This window comes from Vibrio sp. 99K-1, assembly GCF_013114585.1.
Taxonomy (GTDB): Bacteria; Pseudomonadota; Gammaproteobacteria; order Enterobacterales; family Vibrionaceae; genus Vibrio; species Vibrio chagasii_B.
In genome coordinates, this window is sequence record NZ_VTXF01000025.1 from 39,881 (window position 1) to 62,222 (window position 22,342).

18 protein-coding genes and 1 pseudogene are annotated in these 22,342 nt (G+C 44.6%); 10 read left to right on the forward strand and 9 right to left on the reverse strand.

Annotated elements, in window-relative coordinates:
* Window position 1 precedes the first annotated feature (1 nt).
* A pseudogene (locus F0228_RS18770) lies at window positions 2–593 on the reverse strand (hypothetical protein).
* Window positions 594–955: 362 nt separating this feature from the next.
* On the reverse strand, window positions 956–1,726 hold the full coding sequence (locus F0228_RS18775) for a DUF481 domain-containing protein (RefSeq protein ID WP_171762638.1): 771 nt from the start codon (window positions 1,724–1,726) through the stop codon (window positions 956–958).
* A 139-nt stretch (window positions 1,727–1,865) separates the two neighbouring features.
* On the opposite strand from F0228_RS18775, the gene F0228_RS18780 reads away from it, so the two are divergent.
* Together F0228_RS18780 and F0228_RS18785 are read left to right on the forward strand one after the other, a co-directional pair.
* Complete coding sequence (locus F0228_RS18780; protein ID WP_017631181.1) at window positions 1,866–2,255, forward strand: DUF4345 domain-containing protein; 390 nt, start codon at window positions 1,866–1,868, stop codon at window positions 2,253–2,255.
* Between the two features lie 9 nt (window positions 2,256–2,264).
* Window positions 2,265–3,767, forward strand: a complete 1,503-nt coding sequence (locus F0228_RS18785; protein WP_116870242.1) for an arylsulfatase — start codon at window positions 2,265–2,267, stop codon at window positions 3,765–3,767.
* 71 nt (window positions 3,768–3,838) lie between these two features.
* Here the strand turns inward: F0228_RS18785 and F0228_RS18790 are convergent, their stop codons facing one another.
* The 4 genes from F0228_RS18790 to F0228_RS18805 all read right to left on the reverse strand — a co-directional run bounded on the left by F0228_RS18790 (window position 3,839) and on the right by F0228_RS18805 (window position 8,810).
* Entirely contained in the window at window positions 3,839–4,864 is a 1,026-nt protein-coding gene (locus F0228_RS18790) for a LacI family DNA-binding transcriptional regulator (RefSeq protein ID WP_171762639.1), read from the reverse strand.
* Window positions 4,865–5,096: 232 nt separating this feature from the next.
* Window positions 5,097–6,173, reverse strand: coding sequence for a porin (locus tag F0228_RS18795; RefSeq protein WP_171762640.1), 1,077 nt, complete (start codon window positions 6,171–6,173; stop codon window positions 5,097–5,099).
* A gap of 199 nt (window positions 6,174–6,372) precedes the next feature.
* Complete coding sequence (locus F0228_RS18800; protein ID WP_171762641.1) at window positions 6,373–7,389, reverse strand: nuclear transport factor 2 family protein; 1,017 nt, start codon at window positions 7,387–7,389, stop codon at window positions 6,373–6,375.
* 125 nt (window positions 7,390–7,514) lie between these two features.
* Window positions 7,515–8,810 carry an MFS transporter gene (locus F0228_RS18805; protein ID WP_171762642.1) on the reverse strand — a complete coding sequence of 432 codons (1,296 nt, stop codon included), beginning with the start codon at window positions 8,808–8,810 and terminating at the stop codon, window positions 7,515–7,517.
* 348 nt (window positions 8,811–9,158) lie between these two features.
* On the opposite strand from F0228_RS18805, the gene F0228_RS18810 reads away from it, so the two are divergent.
* Both F0228_RS18810 and F0228_RS18815 read left to right on the forward strand, forming a co-directional pair.
* Window positions 9,159–10,700 (forward strand): sodium/solute symporter, encoded by a 1,542-nt coding sequence (locus tag F0228_RS18810; protein ID WP_171762643.1) that lies wholly within the window; start codon window positions 9,159–9,161, stop codon window positions 10,698–10,700.
* 26 nt (window positions 10,701–10,726) lie between these two features.
* Complete coding sequence (locus F0228_RS18815; RefSeq protein WP_171762644.1) at window positions 10,727–12,097, forward strand: L-serine ammonia-lyase; 1,371 nt, start codon at window positions 10,727–10,729, stop codon at window positions 12,095–12,097.
* A 112-nt stretch (window positions 12,098–12,209) separates the two neighbouring features.
* On the opposite strand, the gene F0228_RS18820 is transcribed toward F0228_RS18815, so the two are convergent.
* A complete protein-coding gene (locus F0228_RS18820; RefSeq protein WP_019825927.1) occupies window positions 12,210–12,695 on the reverse strand; it encodes an Lrp/AsnC family transcriptional regulator in 486 nt (161 codons plus the stop codon).
* Window positions 12,696–12,817: 122 nt separating this feature from the next.
* Here F0228_RS18820 and F0228_RS18825 point away from each other — a divergent pair, with 122 nt between their 5' ends.
* A complete protein-coding gene (locus tag F0228_RS18825) occupies window positions 12,818–13,417 on the forward strand; it encodes a LysE family translocator (protein ID WP_017629766.1) in 600 nt (199 codons plus the stop codon).
* 154 nt (window positions 13,418–13,571) lie between these two features.
* Here the strand turns inward: F0228_RS18825 and ahpF are convergent, their stop codons facing one another.
* Both ahpF and ahpC read right to left on the reverse strand, forming a co-directional pair.
* Complete coding sequence (gene ahpF / locus F0228_RS18830) at window positions 13,572–15,164, reverse strand: alkyl hydroperoxide reductase subunit F (RefSeq protein WP_171762645.1); 1,593 nt, start codon at window positions 15,162–15,164, stop codon at window positions 13,572–13,574.
* Window positions 15,165–15,376: 212 nt separating this feature from the next.
* A complete protein-coding gene (gene ahpC, locus F0228_RS18835; RefSeq protein ID WP_008220943.1) occupies window positions 15,377–15,934 on the reverse strand; it encodes an alkyl hydroperoxide reductase subunit C in 558 nt (185 codons plus the stop codon).
* Window positions 15,935–16,394: 460 nt separating this feature from the next.
* Between ahpC and F0228_RS18840 the strand changes: the two genes are divergently transcribed.
* The 5 genes from F0228_RS18840 (at window position 16,395) to F0228_RS18860 (ending at window position 22,207) form a co-directional block, all read left to right on the forward strand.
* The gene (locus F0228_RS18840) at window positions 16,395–16,886 is read left to right on the forward strand and encodes a VOC family protein (protein ID WP_059021055.1); all 492 of its coding nucleotides are present in this window, start codon (window positions 16,395–16,397) and stop codon (window positions 16,884–16,886) included.
* Between the two features lie 307 nt (window positions 16,887–17,193).
* A complete protein-coding gene (locus tag F0228_RS18845; RefSeq protein WP_116870250.1) occupies window positions 17,194–18,570 on the forward strand; it encodes a nucleobase:cation symporter-2 family protein in 1,377 nt (458 codons plus the stop codon).
* Between the two features lie 242 nt (window positions 18,571–18,812).
* Window positions 18,813–20,717 carry a 5'-nucleotidase C-terminal domain-containing protein gene (locus tag F0228_RS18850; protein ID WP_171730124.1) on the forward strand — a complete coding sequence of 635 codons (1,905 nt, stop codon included), beginning with the start codon at window positions 18,813–18,815 and terminating at the stop codon, window positions 20,715–20,717.
* 238 nt (window positions 20,718–20,955) lie between these two features.
* Window positions 20,956–21,447, forward strand: a complete 492-nt coding sequence (locus F0228_RS18855) for a VOC family protein (protein ID WP_086712273.1) — start codon at window positions 20,956–20,958, stop codon at window positions 21,445–21,447.
* 307 nt (window positions 21,448–21,754) lie between these two features.
* Complete coding sequence (locus tag F0228_RS18860; protein WP_116870605.1) at window positions 21,755–22,207, forward strand: septal ring lytic transglycosylase RlpA family protein; 453 nt, start codon at window positions 21,755–21,757, stop codon at window positions 22,205–22,207.
* The last annotated feature ends 135 nt before the right edge of the window (window positions 22,208–22,342 follow it).

Sequence of the window (22,342 nt, forward strand, 5' to 3'; positions counted from 1 at the left end):
ATTAGAAGGTAAAGCCAGTTTGAATACCCAATGCTGAATCCTTGGTGTACCAGCTACTTGAACCACCGAACTCATACCAATCAAACCCTACGCGAGTCAGTAGCTTAGAGTTGCCAAAGATCGGCTTTGCTGACTTGTATTCAGCGCCGATACCGTAAGTTAAGCCAAGATCACCATGCGAACCTTTATCAACTTTAGTCTCGTTGCTAGAGTTGATCACCACCTTTGTATCTGAGTGTGAATAGAAAGCGCCGAACTTACCCAAAATAGCAAAATTTTCACTGAAACTGTGTTTGTATACTGGCGTCAACGAGAGCATTAAGGTATCGAACTCTTCTTTTCGGTGTTTTGTCTCGTTGTGGCTGTAATCAAAGTAACTAGATTTGTCATCGACGCTGATAACAAACAGCGTTGATTCAACATACCAGTTGCTTTGCATGACTTGGCTACCAAATGTGAACTGGCCACCGACATCGCCATCATCCATCCCGAAACCGCCTAGAGCATACATTTCATTTGATGCAAAAGCTGAAGTTAATGCGATGCCGGTAACTGAGGGCAGTCGTAAGAGCCGCTAAGATTAACTTTTTCATTGTTTCCACTCTGGTTTGTAAATTTCGGGAGAGGATTCTAGCGATATTTTCAAAATAAAAAACACTGTTCGAATGGGGCGAGAATTAAATAAAGATTAAATATCTCAAGATATAAACCTGCATTTCCATGATCTAAAATTACAACTTTTTAGATAGATTAAATGAACGATATGCAGGCGTTACTCTATGATTTTATGGGCTTTCCTGGATGGAGGGCGGTGCATGTTTCACGAAGAAAAACCTCTGGCAATAGAGAGCACCACCAGAGGTACGAATCATTTGAGGCTTACGTTTTAATAGAAATTAAATCCAAATGAGCAATATTGGGTTGGCCTAGGTTCTAACACGTTACGATAATTGGATTAAAAGTGAGCAGCCCAACCAATCAGGAACCCTTGCGATGCGGTATCGTATTCAAAGGTGCCCTTGTTTTCGTAATCAACCCAGGTCGATTTGTAGGCAACATTTAAGTCAGACCAACTGTTTATTTGGTATCGCACGCCAGTTAGCAGAGATGAAGTAAAGTTGGTGTCACTGCCAAGCCCTGCATCAATAGTTGCGTGAAACTTCCAATCCTTATTGATCTGCGTTATCCATCTCACACCTATTTGGTAGTCAACCCAATCTTCATCGAGTGATCGGTCTGTACTTAGCTTACCACCTGAACCGTAAAGCTTGGCATCAATGTCGTTATCCCACCAACGAAGCCCAAACAGATAATCAATCGAGCCAAAATCGTATTGGTAGCGCTTAAACCCCTTCACATCTAAAACACCTTGTCGGATATCAAGATTGCCTTTCAATACCTCTAGGTTGCTACCTAAAACTGAGTTCGTTTTTCCGCTTAACTTCATGAAGCTGTAGTCAATGTAATAGCCCCACTGATTGTCATAGATACCCTCTAAACGCACCATTGCGGTCATATCCAGATGATCCATGATGAATGCAGGATCCACATCGACATCAGCAGACAAATCACCAATGGTACTGTCTCCGCGGATATTGAGTGCGAGCGCGTAAATTTCGAAGCTATGTTGCCACTTTTTTGTATCCGCTTGTTCGTTTGCTTCCTGAGCATTTACGGTTGAACTGGCAGCCAATGCTGATGCGAGTAGGTAACGCCATTTAGCCATATTGATATCCCTATATTCGATGTGAAACTGCGCCTTAGTGAATGAGTGGATCTTTGATTTACTTTGCTTATATGCAACTTGTATATCCCTGATTGTAGACTATGTTTTTTTTAAAGAGCCAAATTTTGAGAGTAAGGGTATGAAGCCACAAAGTATTTTCTTGTTAGTTGCTGTTGTGGGACTAACACCTATTGCGCTGTCTTATGGCTATGCGCCAGTTGTCTCTCTTGATTACCTTTTTGGGATCGATGCTAGCCCCATTAATGTGACTCATATCTTTCGTGCAGTGATGGGGCTTTATTTGGCTCTGGCGTTGTTTTGGGTGTTTGGCGCACTGTTCAAAAAGTATCGACTGCCAGCGCTCTATAGTTTGGTGGTATTCATGTTGGGTTTGGCTGCCGGACGAGTCATCAGTTTGGTGGTGGATGGCATGCCGCATTGGCTACTTTTCGTCTATCTGATCTTGGAACTGGGCTTTGGCTTAGTCGGTTTAAAAATGATTCATAACGAGCAATCTGAAACAGTATAAGGACATTCTATGAAAAGGATTTTCCATCTTCTTATGCTGAGTGTGTTGAGTAGCGTTTCGCTATCAGCATGGTCAGCTCAAGAGCAGCCTAACATTTTTGTAATTTTTACTGATGACATTGGTATTTCAAACCTCAGTGCTTACCACAACGGAGTGATGAGTAGTGAAACACCGAACATCGACAGCATTGCCGAGAAGGGAATGCTATTGACAGATTATTATGCGCAGCCATCGTGTACGGCTGGGCGCTCTGCATTCTTAACGGGGCAGTTACCAGTGCGAACGGGTATGCACACGGTGGGCTTACCGGGTGGGCCTGTTGGGCTGCATGCGGATACGCCAACACTACCAGAAATCCTCAAAACCATGGGTTACGTGACAGGTCAGTTTGGTAAAAACCACTTAGGTGACCGTGATGAGTTCTTGCCAACAATGCACGGTTTCGATGAGTATTGGGGCTGGTTGTATCACCTGAATGCGATGGAATACACCGAAGATCCAGATTGGCCAAAAGACGGTTCGTTGGATGCTTTTGCGCCTCGCAATGTGATTTACGCGAAATCCGATGGCAAAGGCGGACAAACCATTGAAGATGATGGCGCGCTAACTATCGAGCGTATGCGCACACTAGATGATGAAGTAAATAAACACGCGATCAACTTCATCGAAAGGGCGGTTGAAGCGGATAAGCCATTCTTCACTTGGTACTGTCCATCACGTGGTCACGTTTGGACACACCTTTCACCTGAATACGAAGCCATGCTTGGTCAGAATGGGTGGGGACTTCAAGAAGTGGTGATGAAAGATCTCGATGATCATGTCGGCGAGATGATGGCGAAAATGGAGGAGCTCGGCATTGCTGACAACACCATCATAATTTTCACGGCTGATAATGGCCCTGAAATCATGACTTGGCCTGATGGTGGTATGACACCATACCACGGTGAGAAAGGCACTACGTGGGAAGGTGGCGTTCGTGCTCCAGCTCTAGTTAGTTGGCCAGGTAAGATTCCAGCGGGTAGTGTGGGTAACGGCATCTTTGATGGTATGGACTGGCTACCGACACTTGTTGCAGCTGCGGGGGGCCCTGCCGATCTGAAAGAGAAAATGCTAAAAGGTCACGATGGCTTTAAAGCACACCTCGATGGTTATAACCAGGTCGATATGTTGACGGAAAAAGGTGAGTCGAATCGTAAAGAGATTTACTACTACGAACGAGACAAGCTACAAGCCGTTCGAGTTGGAGATTGGAAAGCGCACTTCGTGGTTCAGAATCATGGTTGGAGTGGTCCGAAAGAAGAGCTTAATGCACCGCTACTGTTTAACTTACGTCGAGATCCTTATGAGCGAGCAGCGGAAGAGTCAGGTATGTACTTGAAGTGGATGGGGCAGAAGATGTGGGCATTTGGCCCAGCTCAAGCAGCCGTACAGCAGCACCTAGCGACCTTCAAAGAATGGCCTCCTAAAACGCCAGAAACTCAGCCAGACAATACCGGTGGTGTGGGCAATTAATTAAATATCCAAATAAAAATCCCGCTCTAGATGAGCGGGATTTTTTATTCGAGAGTGTCTTAGTTTTGGTTCTATTTGAGCGTCGTTTTTCTCTCAATAAACTTAACCGGAACCATGAGTTTTACTAGACTGGTGTCTTGATCTTGAATTTGATTGACTACAATCTTGACTGATTCACGAGCAAGGCGTCTGAAGTCTTGCTTGAAGGTAGTGAGTTGGTAGTTCAGCCATTGAGTCTGCGGGATATCATCAAAACCGATCACTTGAAGATCTTCTGGAATACGTAGGTTGAACTCTAAGCGCGCCACATCCATTACCGCCATCGCCAGGTTATCTGTCGCACAGAAAATCGCTTGAGGATGTGTGGGTTCTGAAAACAGAGTCCGAATGGTATCTAGAGCATCAAGGTAGTCATAGTCAGCTTCAATCACGCGAGCTTGCTTGCCCGTTAGATCTTCGAATTCTGAGCAAAAGCCCGATTCACGCTCACCGTTGGTGTAGGTTGGTACGTTACCTGTCAGGTAAACCGCTGACTTTGTTCCAACGCTATGCAAGTGCTGAGCGGCAACTTGGCCTGCTGCATAGTTATCGCTCACCACATGGCTGCTCTTAGTGCCTTCAACTACACGAGCATATTGAACAATTGGGATGTCGAACTCTTCACACTCTTCATAAAGTGACTTGTTGAAGGTTGCAGAAGCGGCAATCACACCATCAACTCGATACTGGAAGATGTTAGGAATCGAGTGGTTGTCATTGCCATCGACTTGCCACGGGATAAGCACCGCAGAATAGCCCTGTTTTTGTAACTCAGTAGAGATAAGCTGCAGGGTTTTCATGTGAATTGGGTAGTCAGCATCAGGGAAGACCAAGCCAATCAATTTAGACTCGTTGGTGGTTAGGCTTCGAGCAAAGGCATTAGGGCGATAGTTGAGTGCTTTCGCGGCTTCAAATACTTTCTGCTTGGTCTTTTCAGATACCGAACTGCCCGGAACAAATACACGAGAAACGGTAGATTGAGAAACGCCAGCGAGCTTAGCGACATCTTTTGAAGTAACGGTTGGTTTTGACGCCGTGGAGTGTTTTGGTGAGTTCATAGACCATGCTTTTAAGCCAATTTAACGGCCTACAGAGTATCATAGATAGGTACGTATTCAAAAAAGCAATGCATGAGAATGTTATGAAAGATAAGGGCTAATTGAGGTTGTTGGGTATTACCTTGGGTATGACCCAAAAGAAAGCTCTACGTACATGCATAAGCAGATTGTAGAGCTTTAGTTGGACAGTGTTGTTCAATACGTCTTACTTATCTAACGCCTTATTCAGTTATTAGAAGTAGTAACGAATACCTGCAGCGAATTGGTCGTCGCTGTTTTCGTAACGGTTACCCACTGATTTGTCGTTGCCGTTGTCGAATTGGTATTCCGTCCACACTAAGAATTTGTTTTTCTTAAAGTGGTACTCAAGACCAGGAATGATCAGCTGACGTTCGTAGCCGTTAGCGTTGTCGTCTGTATCCGTTAAGTAGTTAACGTTAAAGGTTGGACGCAGACCGTTTTCAAAGTGGTAGTACGTGAAGAATTCAGCACCACGGTGGTCGTAGAATTCAGCTTGGCTGGTGGTTTCCCAGTTTGAGCCTTGGCTGTAGGTGAAACCAACAAATAGGCCATCATTGGTGTAGTTCACACCCAACAAACCGATGCGCTGTGTATCGCCATCTTTGATGTTTTGCACGCCGGCATCAACATCATCAAACTCATTCTGGTGGTAAGCTAAACCAATTGTTAAGCCATCCATCACAGTGTAAAGCGTTGACGCACCCATACCGTTTTTCAGCGTCGCGGTTAAACCATCAGCTAGGCCGACATCTTCACGAGTGGTTTGGTAAGTGAAGCCGTATTTCCAGTTGTCGTTGATGCTGTTGCGGTAGGTGATTGAGTTCTCGGCACGGCCTGTACCAGAAGCAATACCCCAGTCAGATAGGTTGTAGTAGCCAGAGCCACGTGAACCAAATACGCGGCCCATATCGGTAAACCAAGCCACATCGTAGAAGGTCGACCATTGCTTAGTACCCGCAGCAACCTTGCCGTATTTTTCGTGCTCTACGCCAGCGTATAGAAGTCGGTCATAAATATTGTCGCCGTTAGCACCTGAGTTGTAACCCCATTCGGCATGGCCAAAGCCAGTCCAGTCGTTGTCTAGCCCCATTTGACCTTTAAGACCGAAACGAGAACTACCACTGTTCCATTCACCGTTATGGTCGCCACCTTTGTCTTGGTAACGAACGTCAAAACGGCCATCTAGAGTCAGGCTGTCGCCCGCGTCATTGGTAAAAGTGTGTGCAGCAAAAGCAGAACCCGAAGTAAGTGCTGTCAGGATCACTGCTGAAAGAATCGACTTTTTCATTGTTATTCTCTTTATTCAGGCCGTAGAAAGCCGCCGTGCTTTCAAGCCCGTTATATAGGTAATGGTTTGGCAGGGTGCGCCCATCCGTTAGGCACAAGTTGGTTATCTTGGGTGGAGCAAGTTGCCGAGGGCGAGAAGGAGCCCTCGGCAGTCATGTTTATCTAGTGTAGGTATGGACTAGATAGACAATAGGACACAGTTACAGCGTTGGGTTCATGATGGTTGAGGTACGTTCGAAAACGTCTAGACCTTGCTGTTGTAGCCAGTAAGGAAGGTCGATAAGAACCCAGTTCTCAGACAGTTTGTCACCGTCACGGTAGTAAACGTCAACCACTTGCATGTTTGCGCGTACTTCGCCGCCAGTCATACCTAGGAAGCCACCTGTTGGTGTGTTTGATAGGTTTGGCCAACCGAAGAAACAAGAGAAGTTACCTTCAGCGAAACGACAAACGTGGCCGTTGAACTTCTTGTCTTTCAGGTTGTTACGGAAAGGAAGCTGGTGCTGCTGTTGGTAGCGAGGAATTGTGTAAGACGCACCGATACCACATGGGCCGTACCAAATCATGTCTTTTGACCAGCTCTTCGCTAGCACTTCTGGTGGGCAACCCATCGCGCCGCTGTCGTTAAGAGCAGACAGGTCATCAACCATTTTGTTTACTAGCGCTAGTGTTGCAACGCCTTCTTCTGGATCTGCATCTTCAAACAACAGACCATCGTGGTTACGTGGACCAGGGTAAACGAAGTGCTTACCAGTTGATGGTGGAAGCGGGTAGCAACCCGCTTGATCCATCATGCCTAGTAGATCTAGGAACAAGCCTGTCTTAGTGATTTTGCCATCAACCACACAGTTAAATTCTGCATAGCGAACGTTCATGATCTTGCCAGTTGGGCGCATGCCTAGGTATTCAGCGTCGAATAGACCCATGAAGTGACCCATGCTCATTACCCAAATTTCATCTGGGTTAACTTCGTTGTTACCGCCGATGAAGATGTCTTGACGGCGCTGCATGCGAGTCATCGACTTCATCATTGGCGCCCAGAATACGTCAGCTGCTGCTTGTGCGCCTTCTTGCTCACGGAATGGGTAAACGCCGCGCCACAAGTAGTTTTCAGAAGTGTGTGCTTTTAAAACTTCAGCAACGTTCTCGTGAGTTGCGTTTTCCATTGCATCAAAGTATTCGCGAACGATGCGTTTAGCTTCTTGATATTTAGACATAATAATTTCTCTTTGTGTTGTCGAGTCAACATTCGGAACAGGACTCGATTTGGATTTTGTTACCGGCTGACTTATCAGCCGGCTTTACATTTTTTGTATTTGAATTTCAGCGTATGAGTTTCGAATTAAGCTTTTGCTGTTTCCGCTTTTTTGCTCTTGTCGAAGATGCCGCCTTTCAATGTTTCTGGTAGTGATAGCCACAGTAAACCAGCCACAATCCATACGATTGGTGAGCCCCACATTGCTGTCGCAAGGTCGCTGCGCTCTTGAATGAATACCAACACCATTGGTGCCCACATGCCGATGATACGACCGCCGTGGAACAGTGCTGCACCGAAGCTACGTAGGTGAGCTGGGAACAATTCAGAGAAGTAACCACCCCATACCGCAGAAGCAGACAGACCGAAGTTGTAGATAAGACCTAGGATAGCCAGCATGTTTAGGCTGCCGATCATCACGTCGCTTGGTGCGACAAAGAATACTGAAGCCATAACACCCGCAAGGATGAAGCCAAACGCGTTCACTTTACGGCCGTATTTATCGGCGATTGCACCCCATACCCAAGCACCGAATAGAGAACCGAATGCTGAGATAGAGAAGATGATGCCGATGGTCGCACCGTCGAATTGGCGAACATCTTTTAGGTACGTTGTCACGAAGCCAGAGAAGAATTGGTAGCCGTAGAAGTTAAGGCCAGCCAGTAATAGACAAGTGATCGTTAGCTTGCGGTAAGGCGCGCTTAGCATTTCACCCCAAGAACCTTTCTTCGCTGGTGCATTAGATGCTTCAGCCGCGGCTTGATCTTCTTCACCGTAAGCGATCACTTTCTTGTCGCTAGGTACGATAAAGATCATCAGTGCAGCAGCAACTAGAGGAGGAATACCACCCACCCACATTAGGCTCTGCCAAGGTGCATCGATGCTAGAAATGAACGCTGCGTACGCACCCATTGCCATTAGCGCAACTGAGAACATAGAAGAAGCGAATGCCGTCAACTTACCGCGAACGGTTGGTGTGAATAGGCCGATCATCAGGCTTACTGCTACGGTGAAGTAACCACCCAAAGAAATACCGATGATGAAACGCATCGCTGCCCACATCGCGTAGTCGGTAAACATCATGTTGATGATGGTTGCGCCACCGTTTAGTGCAGTGATGACAATAAGAGTCGATTTCTTACCAAAGTTTGATGCCACCCATGCACAGCTTAGGGCACCAATAAGTGCGCCAACCGACTGCCATGTATAGAACTGAGCGGTATCCGCCAAGTTAATACCATCATACGCATCAACGATGTATGGGCGTACGTAGTCAATAATTACAAAGTTATAACAATAGAAAAAGTAGCCGACTAGAATTGCAAGATAAGCAGCTACCCTTTGAATCATAGGAACTTCGCTCATGTGTTTTTTAGTAGTCATGACCGATAAACCTTTATTTTATATAGGGTGGTTTTAGTTTTGATTATTGTGCAGTGGTTATTGATATTCACCACACCGTCTTCGTTTCGGGAGAGATAATAGAGTTTTTGTGGTTATTAGATCCGTGATCAAAGTCAATTTTAAAATGAGTGCGTACCCATTTTGTGTATTTTAGTGATCTGGATCCCGTTAGATCGTGTGTTTGAGCTTTTTTGGGCATTTTGAGCGTTTATTCGTCTATATTAGTGACAATACTCACACTTACTGTGGGTTTTTGAGGGAAAATATCCAATTTTGAGTAATATTGGCGGCGAATGATTAGAAGAATACAATAAACGGAATCTAAAAATGGTTACGTACTCAAGTTTTGTGGTTATTGCTCTTTATGTGTTAACTACTTTATTTATCAGCTACTTAGTAAACAAGCGCTATAGCGTTGGTGGCGACTTTTCGACTGGTGGGAAACAATTTGGTTGGTTTACGGCGGGTGTGTCGATTCTTGCAACCTACATCAGTGCGATGACGTTCGTGGGTATGCCGGGCTGGGTTTATAGCTCAGGCATGGAAGCGATGAGCGTTCATCTGAATTACCCAATAGTGATCTTTTTCGCTGTGGTTTTCTTTGTTCCAGTGTTCTACAAACTCGGCCTGACTTCGATTTATGAATACTTAGAGCACCGCTTTGGCGTTGTCGCTCGCACGATCAACTCAATCGTATTTATTGTGGTTCAGTGTATTTCGGCAGGGGTGATTTTGTATGCGGTGGCATTGATCTTGGTGCAAGTGCTACCGGTGAGTATCTCCGAGGCGATCATCTACATCAGCCTGTTTACCGCCTTGTATACTTATGCGGGGGGCATCTCAACTGTCATATGGACAGACATGCTGCAGTCGGCAGTATTGATTATTGGCAGCATTGCGATCTTTGGTTTATTGCTGATGAAGATTGATGCGGGGGAGGTGTTGTCTCCTGAGCATCTGAATATCATCAACCTAGATTTTGATCTTGGCGTCGACACCACATTGTGGGCGGGTGTAGTGGCAGTGAGCTTTTTGCACCTGAGCGTATATGGCACTAACCAACTGATTATCCAAAGAACACTGGCGACAAAAAACGTTCAGACAGCGCAAAAATCCATGCTGCTTTGTGGTTACGGCGCGTTCTTCATCTATCTGTTTTTTGCTGTGATGGGCGTTCTGCTGAGTGTCTTTTATCAAGACACCAGCTTTGAGAACAGTAATGAAGTGATTCTCGATTTCGTGTTTAACCACACTAACCCAATCATTGTTGGGCTTGTGATTTCGGCTCTTTCTGCTGCGGCAATGTCGACACTGGATTCGACGTATAACTCAATGGCAACCGTGGCAACGTTCGATTTTTATAAGCGTTTTTTCCGTAAATCAGCTTCCGATACACATTACGAATCGGTAGCAAGAAAAATGAGCCTGGTCGCTGCGGCTTCGGTTGTTGTGCCTGCATTACTGGCGGTCTCGAATGAATCTGTACTCAAAACGATTGCTAGCTTAACTTCGATTTTTGTCGGTATTCGCCTTGGCTCTTTCATCCTAGGTTTGTTCTTCAAGCGAGCGAATGAAAAAGGGGTGATTGCAGGCAGTATCGGTAGTGTCGTAGTGGTATTTATTGCCAAATACAGTGGCATCTCTTGGCCTTGGTTTGCCTTGATTGGCACGGTGGTTTTCTTAGTGTTAGGTGTTGTTGTGAGCCATTTCTGGGGAGAGGTGACACAACAGCAAAACGAATTTATCGCCAAGCAAAAGCACTTGTTCGCTAAGCCTACCGCGAGTCATTACGGCTTGTTGGTCTTTGCTGTTGTGACGATCGCTGCTTGTATTGTTATCCCTGATTGGCTTTATGCCGCTCTTTCTTAATTGACCGATTCTTTACTGGTATAACTATGTTATCGATCTTTGATATCTACAAAATTGGTGTGGGGCCATCGAGCTCACACACTAACGGCCCAATGATTGCGGGTTTCCATTTCACTCAATTAATCGCAGACAGAATCACAGAGGTGGTTCGTGTTCAGGTCGATCTTTATGGTTCGTTATCGTTAACCGGAATAGGTCACCATACCGATAGAGCGACCATTTTGGGTTTGCTTGGTAATAAGCCAGACACGATTAAGATCACTAGCGCTAATGAAGCGATGCGACGCGCTATCGACAGTGGTGAAATGCAATTGAGTGGCAGCCACGCGATTGGCTTTAACTACCAAACCGACATGCTCTTTCACGAAGACAATCTGCCCCTGCATGAAAACGGCATGATGATTACCGCGTTTGATCAAGCTGGAAAGGTAATTGTCGATGAAACCTACTACTCGATTGGTGGTGGTTTTATCGCAACTGCAGATGAGCTGCAAAACGGCACCAAAACTCAATCAGTCGAGGTGGCTTACCCTTTCAAGAATGCCGATGAAATGCTTAAACAAGCTGAAGACAACGGCATGAGCCTAGGTGGAATGATTCTGAAAAATGAGTCGGCCTTCCAAGATTCTGATGCGATTGCAGAAAAGGCAGACCAGATCTGGCGCGTGATGTCGCGTTGTATGGAACGTGGTTTTGAGACTGAAGGTATTCTAGATGGCGGTTTGAACGTCACTCGCCGTGCGCCAAACCTATTGAAAAAGCTAGAAGCGAATGCAGCCGTTGAAAACGACCCGATGGAAATCATGGATTGGATTAACTTGTTTGCCTTTGCCGCGAGTGAAGAAAACGCGGCTGGTGGTCAAGTAGTTACATCTCCAACCAATGGCGCGGCGGGCATGATTCCTGCGGTATTGATGTATTACCATCGCTTTATTAAAGAGTTGGATACCAAGCAGCTCAAAGACTTCTTAGCTGTATCGGGTGCGATTGGTATTTTGTACAAAGCCAACGCTTCGATTTCGGGTGCCGAAGTAGGGTGCCAAGGAGAGGTGGGCGTTTCATCTTCTATGGCGGCTGCAGGTTTAACTGCCCTGCGCGGTGGTAGTAATGAGCAGATTTGTATTGCTGCAGAGATTGCGATGGAACATTCACTCGGTATGACATGTGACCCAATTGGTGGCTTAGTACAAGTACCGTGTATTGAACGAAATGCTATGGGTGCGATGAAGGCGATTAATGCGTCTCGTATGGCACTTAAACGTAATAGCAAATCTTTGATCTCACTTGATAAAGTTATCGCGACCATGTACCAAACGGGTAAAGACATGAATAAGAAGTATCGTGAAACGTCTCTCGGAGGCTTAGCGCTGATTCATTTAGCTCACCCCTGTGAATAGAAAGCGTAAATAACGATATTCGTTTCAAACAAAGCTCAGCCCCTAAGTTTTAGAAACCTAGGGAGCTGGGCTTTTGTTTTGCTGAAAGAACAGGACAGTCAGGAGATGTGAGCTAATCCTCAAGAGGAAGTTGATAGCTGTTTTTCAGTTCTTTCACTGAGATGTTGGATTGAATCGCGCTCACGCCTTTTACTCGTCTTATTGAGCTAATACGCTCAAAGTACTCTTCTAAATCTTTTGCTAACACTTGCACCATGTAGTCGGCGCCACCTGCGATACAGTGACACATCGGAATCCAATCCGTGACTGCAACAAACTCTTCGAATGGTTCTGTGTTTTCAACTTCGTGGTTGCCTAGCGTGACCAAGGTAAAACCTGCCACATGAAAGCCTAATTTCTTGCGATTGAGCTTGGCGGCATAACCGTCGATATAGCCTGTTTCTTCCATGCGTTTCCAACGGCGCCAACATGGGGTTTCGCTGAGGTTTACCTTCTCGGCGAGCTTACTGTTGCTCATGCGACCGTCTTGTTGGATATGTCCTAAGATGGCGATATCTGTGTCATCTAATACTTCTTTGGTGGATTCTTTCTGTTTCATGGTGATTTTAGAAAAATCTTGCTCAAATTTGCATTAATATTAGCCTATATAGCAATTTAATTCCTAATCGAATCTGTAAACTCTCTCCCTATCAATATTTTACTTATTAGGAGTGAGAGGGAATGAGCTCTCAATTAATGCTGGCGTTCTTGCTATTTTCAACATCGATTGCAATTACACCTGGGGCAGGGAATATCGCATTACTTGGGATTTCAAGTCGTTATGGGTTTGCTGCAACTTTACCTTTTATCTCTGGGAACGCTTTTGGCATCATCATCGTACTGGCAGGGTCCAGTGTCGGCTTGGTGAGTCTATTCACTCTTTACCCAGAGCTATACAATATTTTGAAGTACGCGGGCGCGGCTTATTTGTTGTTCATGGCGTGGTCGATTGCCAATATGCAAATCGAAGAGAGCACCACCGATAATCGTTCGGGCTTTGTGTCGGGTGTGTTGGTTCAGGTGTTAAACCCTAAAGGTTGGATTGCTTCGTTAACTGTGTTTTCTCAGTTCATCACTCCGAATGCTGACTATCTGATTCAAGTGGTGACCATTATTGCAGGCATGGTGATCACGGGCGTACCGTGCATGTTGGTGTGGGCGTATTGCGGTACGATGCTTAAAAAGCTGCTTCAATCACCAAAACAGATGATGGTGGTAAACCGTTGTTTGGGCGGAAGCCTCGCACTAGTGGTTGCCTTTATGCTTTATCAACCAGCATAAAAATTACAACGAAAAAAACCACTCCTAAATCCATAGGAGTGGTGTCTAAATATCGACAAAGTCGTTAACGATAAACAGTCAGTTAATCATCACTAATAAGTTAATCATAACTGATACGTTAACAAGGACACTTAAGGAAAATTTGATTACAAGATTAAGTGGTTTCAGCCTCTTTAACTGGAGCTGGGTTACGAATTAGGTGGTCAAATGCGCCTAGACTTGCTTTCGCACCTTCACCCATCGCAATGATGATCTGCTTGTAAGGTACTGTTGTTACATCGCCTGCTGCGAACACACCTTTCATCGATGTTGCGCCATGAGCGTTAATCTCAATCTCACCGCGTGGTGAAAGCTCAACCTTCGAACCTTTCAACCATTCGCTGTTCGGCATTAGACCGATTTGAACGAAGATACCCGCAAGCTCAATCTGTTTAAGCTCTTCAGTGTTGCGGTCTTTGTATTCCAGACCTGTTACGCGGTTTCCATCACCCAACACTTGTGTGGTTTGAGCCATTTTGATGATTTCGATGTTTGGTGTTGCGTTCGCTTTATCAATAAGTACTTGGTCAGCGCGTAGCGTGTCTGCAAATTCAAGTACGGTTACGTGTTCCACAATGCCTGCTAGGTCAATAGCGGCTTCAATACCTGAGTTACCACCGCCGATAACGGCTGTTTTCTTGCCTTTGAACAGTGGGCCGTCACAGTGTGGGCAGTAAGCCACGCCTTTGTTACGGTATTCTTGTTCACCCGGAACGTTCATTTCACGCCAGCGTGCACCTGTACTTGTGATAACAGAGCGAGCTCGTAGTGTTGCGCCACTCTCTAATTCAACGTGGATGTAGCCGTCTTTTGTGTCTTCTGCAGCAATGATGTTTGCAGCGCGCTGCTCAGTCATTACTTCAACACCGTACTCTTTTACGTGCTCTTCTAAGCTAGCCACTAGCTTAGGACCTGTTGTCGCTTTCACTGAGATAAAGTTCTCAATTGCCATGGTATCCATTACCTGACCACCAAATCGGTCAGCAACCACACCTGTACGAATGCCTTTACGTGCTGCATAAATTGCTGCTGAAGAACCTGCTGGGCCACCACCCACAACTAACACGTCAAATGGTGCTTGTTGATTTAGGTTTGCTGCTTTCTTTTCCGCTGCACCTGAGTCTACTTTATTAAGGATCTCAGCCAGTGACATACGGCCTTGACCGAATAGTTCACCATTAATGAACACGCTTGGTACTGCCATGATATCGCGAGATTTCACTTCCTCTTGGAATGCTGCGCCATCAATCATGGTGGTCTTAATCAACGGGTTAATCGCTGACATCATGTTGAATGCCTGAACCACTTCTGGACAGTTCTGGCACGATAGTGAGATGAAAATTTCTACATTCAGCTCTTGATCTAATTCTTTAATTTGCTCGATTACGTCAGCTTCAAGCTTGATTGGGTGACCGCCACTGTGAAGCAGTGCCAGTACAAGAGACGTGAACTCGTGACCCATTGGTAAACCGGCGAAACCGATCGCTGTGCCTTTTTCTTGGTTCACTACCTGCATGATAGGGCTGCGCGTGCTTGCGCTATCATCGCGTGTTACTTCAATTTTGTCCGTTAAAGACGCGATGTCGTTTGCTAGGTTTTGGAGTTTGTTTGCGGTATCGCTGTCATCTAGGCTCAGCACTAACTGAACATTAGTTTTTAGGTTTTCTAGGTATGCTTTTAGCTGCTGCTTCATTGCTTGATCTAACATAATCGTGCCTGCTCTTAAATTCTGTGTCTTGGTATTGACCAATACCTTCTTGCTGAAAAAGGAAAATAAAAAGGGGGCGCAAGTCGGCAAATATTGTGGTTTTGATGGTTTGAAAGGGTGGCGCGCAACTGCCCTTTAGGAGGGAGGCCGAAGCGCGCCTGTAGAACCGTTTTATTTGTTCTTTTTAGCTATTCTTGTTAGCTAGGCTTAGATTAAATCTTACCTACTAGGTCTAGAGATGGTGCTAGTGTCTCTTCGCCTTCTTTCCATTTAGCTGGGCAAACTTCACCTGGGTTAGCCGCTACGTATTGTGCTGCTTTAACCTTGCGTAGTAGGTCTTCAGCGTCACGACCGATACCTTCAGCAGTGATTTCCATTGCTTGGATAACGCCTTCTGGGTCGATTAGGAACGTAGCACGGTCTGCTAGGCCTTGACCTTCACGCATTACGTTGAAGTTGTTTGTGATAGTGCCTGTTTGGTCACCTACCATGAAGTATTCGATAGTGCCGATTTTGTCAGAAGTATCGTGCCATGCTTTGTGAGAGAAGTGAGTGTCAGTTGATACTGAGTAAACTTCTACACCGCGAGATTGAAGCTCTGCGTATTTTTCTTGTAGGTCAACTAGCTCAGTTGGACATACGAAAGTGAAGTCTGCTGGGTAGAAGAAGAATACTGCCCACTTGCCTTTAACGTCTTGCTCAGTGATTTCTACGAATTCGCCGTTTTTGAATGCTGTTGCGTTGAATGGTTTGATTTCTGTGTTGATCATGTTTGGACTCTCTTTCTAATTTGTAGTGTTTAACGCTATCCCGCGTCGATGGAGATATATTGCATCCGCACCGAAAATTAGTGAAATCGGACATTTCTATAGATTCAATAGGTGATTCCTATCTTCGAAAGGAGAAAGCTATCAACAAAAACGATTAACAAAAGCCATCAAACATCAGCAATACTCGATTTGAGTGGCTATGCTCTTTAGGTTGTTCTCTATATTGGGCTGACCTCCTGCTAATGTGAGCGTCTATTTATAGTGTGAGCATGTATGTAGATAGCGTTTCTTTAAGTGAGCTGAGATCCCATTTTAATCTGGGAATAACAAAAAATTATCATTAATATAAATTATGATAATTTTAGTTAATCGCAATCTCTCCCTATACTCTTTTCATCGAAACGAGATACTGAAGTTAGACTTCGAAAAGCACAGAATAAAAAACGAATTGGAGAAAGTTATGAAAATGAATCACGTAGGCATCATGGTTGGCGATATGGACCAGGCAGTAGAGTTTTACACTAAGGCTCTAGGTCTAAGAGTTGTAATGAACAACACCAAAGTGATGGAAGAACGCGAATCAGCAATTGGCCGTATGTGTATCGCTGTATTTGGTGAAGGCTTCAAAGGTTTCAACATTGCTCACCTAGTCACATCTGATGGCATCGGTGTTGAGATGTTCGAAATGGTTGACCGTGAAGAGCGTCATAAGGTTGATTTCTCTCGTCTAGGTATCTTCCATTTCTGTCTGCAGCTTCCAAAAGAGCAATTTCATTCAGCTATTAAACGCGTTGAAGAGTTTGGCGGTAAAGTACGCATGGATATTCACCGTTACCACCCAGAAGACGAGCTAAAACAAGCACAAATGGTTTACCTAGAAGACCCGTTTGGCAACCTGTTCGAATTCTACTCTCACTCATACGAAGATACGTACGCGACAGATTACGAGTAATAGACGCCATCTACCTGTCGTAAGGTAGAAAAACCGAAACACCCCCCTAAAGAGGATTGGTAGAGATACCAATCCTTTTTTTGTGCCTGCGATATTCGGGTAGAGGTTACAGATAAACCAGGTCAAAGGATTGCTTTGTGTTCTCTGTTTGCACTAAAACGAGCCGACAATGTTGCTCTACAGTGCAGTATTGGCTTAAGAATAAACTTAACTGATTGATAAACATGATGTTAAACCATTGGCATATATGTTGCTTTATTGCCCTTATGTAAATTGTATACAATAAAAAATACATAAAGGAAGTCACATGGAACAGAACAGTGAATTGATCTACGGATTAGACGATCGACCATCAGTCAGAGCAGCCAGCTACGCGGCGCTGCAGCATGTATTAGCCAGCTTTGTTGGCATTATCACACCCACGCTCATTATTGGTGGTGTCCTCGGATTGGGTGAGCACATTCCCTACCTGATCAGCATGGCACTCATGGTGTCTGGCGTCGGTACCTTCATCCAAGCCAGAAAAATAGGCCCAGTTGGTGCAGGCATGATCTGTGTTCAAGGAACCAGCTTTGCGTTTTTAGGTTCAGTATTAGGCGCGGGTTTTCTGGTTAAAGCGAATGGAGGCGGGCCGGATGAAATGCTCGCCACCATTTTCGGCGTCTGCTTCTTTGGTGCATTTGTTGAAATCGTCCTATCGCGCTTTATCGAAAAACTCAAGGTCGTTATCACGCCCGTTGTCACCGGAATCGTTATCACGACGATAGGTATCTCTTTGATTAAAGTAGGTGTTACTGATATTGCGGGTGGTGTTGGCGCGGAAGACTTTGGCTCTGGAAGTAACCTGCTTCTGGGTGCGATTGTGCTCGGAACCATAGTGGCACTTAACCTAAGCAACAACACCATGGTTAGGCTGTCGTCTATTTTGGTCGGTTTGGTTGTAGGATGGGGCGTTGCTATTTTGATGGGCAAAGCGCCCATGGTTTCTTTTGCATCTCAACCGTTATTGAGTATTCCTATCCCATTTAAATATGGTTTTGCTTTTGATTGGCAAGCCTTCTTACCTATTGCTTTTATCTACTTGATTACCGTGATTGAAACGACGGGTGACCTTACCGCTAACAGCATGTTCTCAGGGCAACCAGTTAAGGGGCCAAAATACATCAATCGACTCAAGGCTGGCGTACTAGGTGATGGTGTGAACTCGCTTATCGCAGCAGTATTTAATACCTTTCCAAACACGACTTTCAGCCAGAACAATGGTGTGATTCATTTTACCGGAATCGCAAGTCGCTACATTGGCTACTTCATTGCGGCGATTCTTTTTCTATTGGGTCTATTTCCCATCTTAGGCGCGGTATTAATGACGATTCCAAAACCAGTATTAGGCGGGGCAACCTTGGTGATGTTCGGTACGGTTGCCGCTGCGGGTATCAAAATTATTGCCAATGAAAAGTTGGATCGCCGAAGAATCATGACGATCGCTATCTCATTAGGCTTGGGGCTTGGAGTAATGCTAGTGCCTGACTTGTTGAAAGAAGCCCCCAAGCTAGCGCAAAGTATATTTGGCTCACCAGTAACGATGTCGGGCATCGCTGCCCTTGTGATTACTGGGCTGATGTCTCTGGTACCTGAAAACAAAACTAAGCCGATGACGAATTCGGTACAAACCAGTAAAGCGTAGTGGTTTGACTAGAGTTTAAATTGGCACGTTTAAACAGAGCCACATTACTTGATATGTGGCTCTTTCTATTTACCTGTTAGTGTGGCTCGCATAGTTACATAAGCTGTTTTAAGGTTGTCATCAGTCACGTTTATTTGAAATATCAAGAGCTTGTATCACTGAAAATATGACACTAGTCACTCATAAGGTAGACGCAATTCTATATGGTGGCGTCATACTATATCCACCATGTGAACATGCAGATGAAAAGACAACTATTATCCAGTGCAATCCTACTTTCTCTTACTTTTCCTACCTTTGCCGCTGACGGTGACATACACGACGTCACGATACTTGGCACTTCAGATATCCATGGTCATTTTATGGCGTGGGACTACGCGTCAGATAAACTCAACACTCGTGGCAGCTTAAGCCAAATAGCAACGAAAGTGGGTGATATCCGCGAAGAGCAGTCGAACATTATCCTCGTTGATGCTGGTGATACCATTCAAGGTAACTTCGTAGAAACATTTAAAGATGATCCCGTTGACCCAATGATGCTTGGCTTCAACCACATGAAATATGATGTGTGGGTTTTAGGCAATCATGAATTCGACTTCGGCCTTAAAACGCTCAACAGAGCTGTTACTCAATTTAAGGGCCAGTCTTTAGGCGGCAACATCAAGAACAAAAACGGAAACCCATTCCTACCGGGTTACACCATTCTAGAACGCGGTGGAGTTAAGATCGGTGTGATTGGGATGGACACCCCAATGACAGAGGTCTTTGCACAAGGTACCAACCGTTTAGAAGGCGTCACTTTCACTAACCCGACACTGGAAGTGAAGAAAATAATCAAAGAGATCGATGACCAAGTCGATGCGATCGTATTGGTTGCACACATGGGTATTGAAAACGAAAATGACATCGCGAATACAGGTGTCACCGACATTGCGAATGCTAACCCAGAGCTTGATGCCATTGTTGCGGGTCACATGCATACTCGTATTGATAAGGCGGTTGTGAATGGGGTGATTATTACCGAACCAGACAAGTATGGCCGAGCTCTGTCTCGTATCGACCTCCAATTTGAAGAGCGCGATGGCAAATTCACACTAGTGAACAAAGACAGCTTCACCTACAAGATTAATGGCGTTGATTCCGATGAAGATATGGACGCGCTATACCAGCCGTATCACAAACAACTTCGAGAAATGGCGAACCGGCCTGTGGCTCAGCTAACTGGCGTTGACTTAGTTCCTGAAAATGAAATCCGCGGTATCCCTCAAGTTCATATTCAAGACACCGGTATTAGTGCGTTATACCAAGAAGCGAGCTTCTTCTATGCACCAAAAGCTAATGTCATCGCACTCCAAATTGATAATGACAATGCAGAGCTGGATGTTGGTCCGATTAAAGCCAAAGACATCGCTTATAACTATCAATATGCTGGTGGAGAAATCACGGTTTACCAGATGACAGGTAAAGAACTTAAAACCTACATGGAATGGTCTGCTGGCTATTTCAACTCGGTACAGCCTGGTGATGTCACTTATAGTTTTAATCCAGAACGCAGAGCATCTAAATATTCGACTAATGATTTCTTTGCGGGCGTGACTTATACCATTGATCTAACTCAGCCTGCAGGTAAACGTATTACTAACCTTGAGTTCGCTGATGGCACACCTGTTACCGATGAAACTGAAATCCGAATTGGTATGAATAGCTATCGAATGGGTCACCTCACTAAAAAAGGTGGTGTTCTAGAAGGTGAATCATTCCCTGTATTGTTTGATACAGAGGCAGAGTATGGTGAGGAAGCGGGCACAATTCGTAATATGACCATCAAGTATCTAACAGAAGAAAAGAATGGTCAGTATGAAGGGAAGCCTCAACAACGTTGGACACTCTCTGGTTTGGATAGCCGTTACAGCGAACAACGTGAGATCGTGAAATCATTGATAAATGATGAAGTTATCTCAATCCCAACAAGCAACGATGGCCGCTATACGAATATCGCTTCAATCAATGTACAAGGTCTGATGTTCGACACCGATGAGGCTAAACAAGCAGCCATAACAGCACGTAAAAACAAACTGACGCAAGCGACCGAGCAAGAAGGAATGCAGATCAAACGTGAGATCACACTCATTGAAGCACTAAATTAACGTCTTATAGATACCATTAACAATCGTTCATATGATTTATGTGCCCCAAGAGCAAAAGCTCTTGGGGCACATGTTCGTTAATATAGACCTCAAGAAATAAATGATAACAATAAATTATTATTAACATAAATTATGATAATTTTAATTAATCTATTTATCTCCATATACTCTCTCCATCGAAACGAAATACAGAAGCTAAGCTTCGAAAGTACAGAATTAAAAAGAATTGGAGAAAGTTATGAAAATGAATCACGTAGGCATCATGGTTGGCGATATGGACCAAGCAGTAGAGTTTTACACGAAAGCGCTAGGTCTAAGAATCGTAATGAACAACACTAAAGTGATGGAAGAGCGTGAATCAGCAATCGGCCGTATGTGTATTGCTGTGTTTGGCGAAGGCTTCAAAGGCTTCAACATTGCTCACCTAGTAACTTCAGACGGTATCGGTGTTGAGCTATTCGAAATGGTTGACCGTGAAGAGCGCCATAACGTTGATTTCTCTCGTCTAGGTATCTTCCACTTCTGTCTACAGCTTCCAAAAGAGCAATTTGATTCAGCTATCAAACGTGTAGAAGAGTTTGGCGGTAAAGTTCGTATGGACATTCACCGTTACCACCCAGAAGACGAGCTAAAACAAGCACAAATGGTTTACCTAGAAGACCCGTTTGGCAACCTATTCGAATTCTACTCTCACTCATATGAAGATACGTACGCGACAGATTACGAGTAATCGCGTTACTGCCTTCCATAAGGTAGAAAAACCGAAACACTCCCTAAAGAGGATTGGTAGAGATACCAATCCTCTTTTGTGTTTGGATGATTGGCTGGGTGACTTATCTACATCAAGTGTTCAAGAAAGATACAGATTTAAGGTGTTGTTAAATTTGACGTTTCTAAGATAAAACCTTTCATGGATATGACGGAAGAAAGCGTACTTCATGAAAACATTGTGCATTCATACCGGATGGTAGCCTTTGCTGAGCAGTGACTATACTCAGCATTGTATGGTGAACCAAAACACAACGAAAACAGAGAAAATGCACAGATTAGCGCACCCAAGTTACATGAAAAAACTACATATCATCTTTACTGCTCTCATTCTTATGATATTAGCCGGATGTACCTCAACGTCGGCGGTCGGCAGTTCTAAAACAAAGGAATATGCCAAGTCACATGCTTTGACTGGTCAAGCCTCTTGGTATGGTGATAAGTTCCATGGCAAGCTCACAGCAAGTGGTGAGACGTATAATATGAATGCTTACACGGCAGCGCATAAAACCTTACCCTTCGGCACTATCGTGAGAGTGACTAATACAGACAATAACAAGTCTGTTGATGTGAAAATTAACGATAGAGGCCCCTACGTAAAAGGCCGAGTGATTGACCTGTCTCACAAAGCATTTGCAAAAATTGGCAACGTTAAGCAAGGCACAGTTCCTGTCAGAATCGAGATTGTTGATGACAGCAATACCTTTAGGTACAAACATTAACCCCCTCCGAATCTCCCTTTAGTCCATATCTTTGCTTCTTTATCGATTGCAGAAAGGAGTGAAAAAAATCAAAGATTAAAGGCGTAGAGACACATTGCTACTTTTTAATTAAAGGCTGCTTTTGCAGCCTTTTTT

Excerpts from the sequence above, each read along its gene's own strand:
- F0228_RS18775 (WP_171762638.1), bottom strand. The coding sequence starts at position 1,726 with ATGGCTAAATGGCGTTACCTACTCGCATCAGCATTGGCTGCCAGTTCA.
- F0228_RS18780 (WP_017631181.1), top strand. The coding sequence starts at position 1,866 with ATGAAGCCACAAAGTATTTTCTTGTTAGTTGCTGTTGTGGGACTAACA.
- F0228_RS18785 (WP_116870242.1), top strand. The coding sequence starts at position 2,265 with ATGAAAAGGATTTTCCATCTTCTTATGCTGAGTGTGTTGAGTAGCGTT.
- F0228_RS18790 (WP_171762639.1), bottom strand. The coding sequence starts at position 4,864 with ATGAACTCACCAAAACACTCCACGGCGTCAAAACCAACCGTTACTTCA.
- F0228_RS18795 (WP_171762640.1), bottom strand. The coding sequence starts at position 6,173 with ATGAAAAAGTCGATTCTTTCAGCAGTGATCCTGACAGCACTTACTTCG.
- F0228_RS18800 (WP_171762641.1), bottom strand. The coding sequence starts at position 7,389 with ATGTCTAAATATCAAGAAGCTAAACGCATCGTTCGCGAATACTTTGAT.
- F0228_RS18805 (WP_171762642.1), bottom strand. The coding sequence starts at position 8,810 with ATGACTACTAAAAAACACATGAGCGAAGTTCCTATGATTCAAAGGGTA.
- F0228_RS18810 (WP_171762643.1), top strand. The coding sequence starts at position 9,159 with ATGGTTACGTACTCAAGTTTTGTGGTTATTGCTCTTTATGTGTTAACT.
- F0228_RS18815 (WP_171762644.1), top strand. The coding sequence starts at position 10,727 with ATGTTATCGATCTTTGATATCTACAAAATTGGTGTGGGGCCATCGAGC.
- F0228_RS18820 (WP_019825927.1), bottom strand. The coding sequence starts at position 12,695 with ATGAAACAGAAAGAATCCACCAAAGAAGTATTAGATGACACAGATATC.
- F0228_RS18825 (WP_017629766.1), top strand. The coding sequence starts at position 12,818 with ATGAGCTCTCAATTAATGCTGGCGTTCTTGCTATTTTCAACATCGATT.
- ahpF (WP_171762645.1), bottom strand. The coding sequence starts at position 15,164 with ATGTTAGATCAAGCAATGAAGCAGCAGCTAAAAGCATACCTAGAAAAC.
- ahpC (WP_008220943.1), bottom strand. The coding sequence starts at position 15,934 with ATGATCAACACAGAAATCAAACCATTCAACGCAACAGCATTCAAAAAC.
- F0228_RS18840 (WP_059021055.1), top strand. The coding sequence starts at position 16,395 with ATGAAAATGAATCACGTAGGCATCATGGTTGGCGATATGGACCAGGCA.
- F0228_RS18845 (WP_116870250.1), top strand. The coding sequence starts at position 17,194 with ATGGAACAGAACAGTGAATTGATCTACGGATTAGACGATCGACCATCA.
- F0228_RS18850 (WP_171730124.1), top strand. The coding sequence starts at position 18,813 with ATGAAAAGACAACTATTATCCAGTGCAATCCTACTTTCTCTTACTTTT.
- F0228_RS18855 (WP_086712273.1), top strand. The coding sequence starts at position 20,956 with ATGAAAATGAATCACGTAGGCATCATGGTTGGCGATATGGACCAAGCA.
- F0228_RS18860 (WP_116870605.1), top strand. The coding sequence starts at position 21,755 with ATGCACAGATTAGCGCACCCAAGTTACATGAAAAAACTACATATCATC.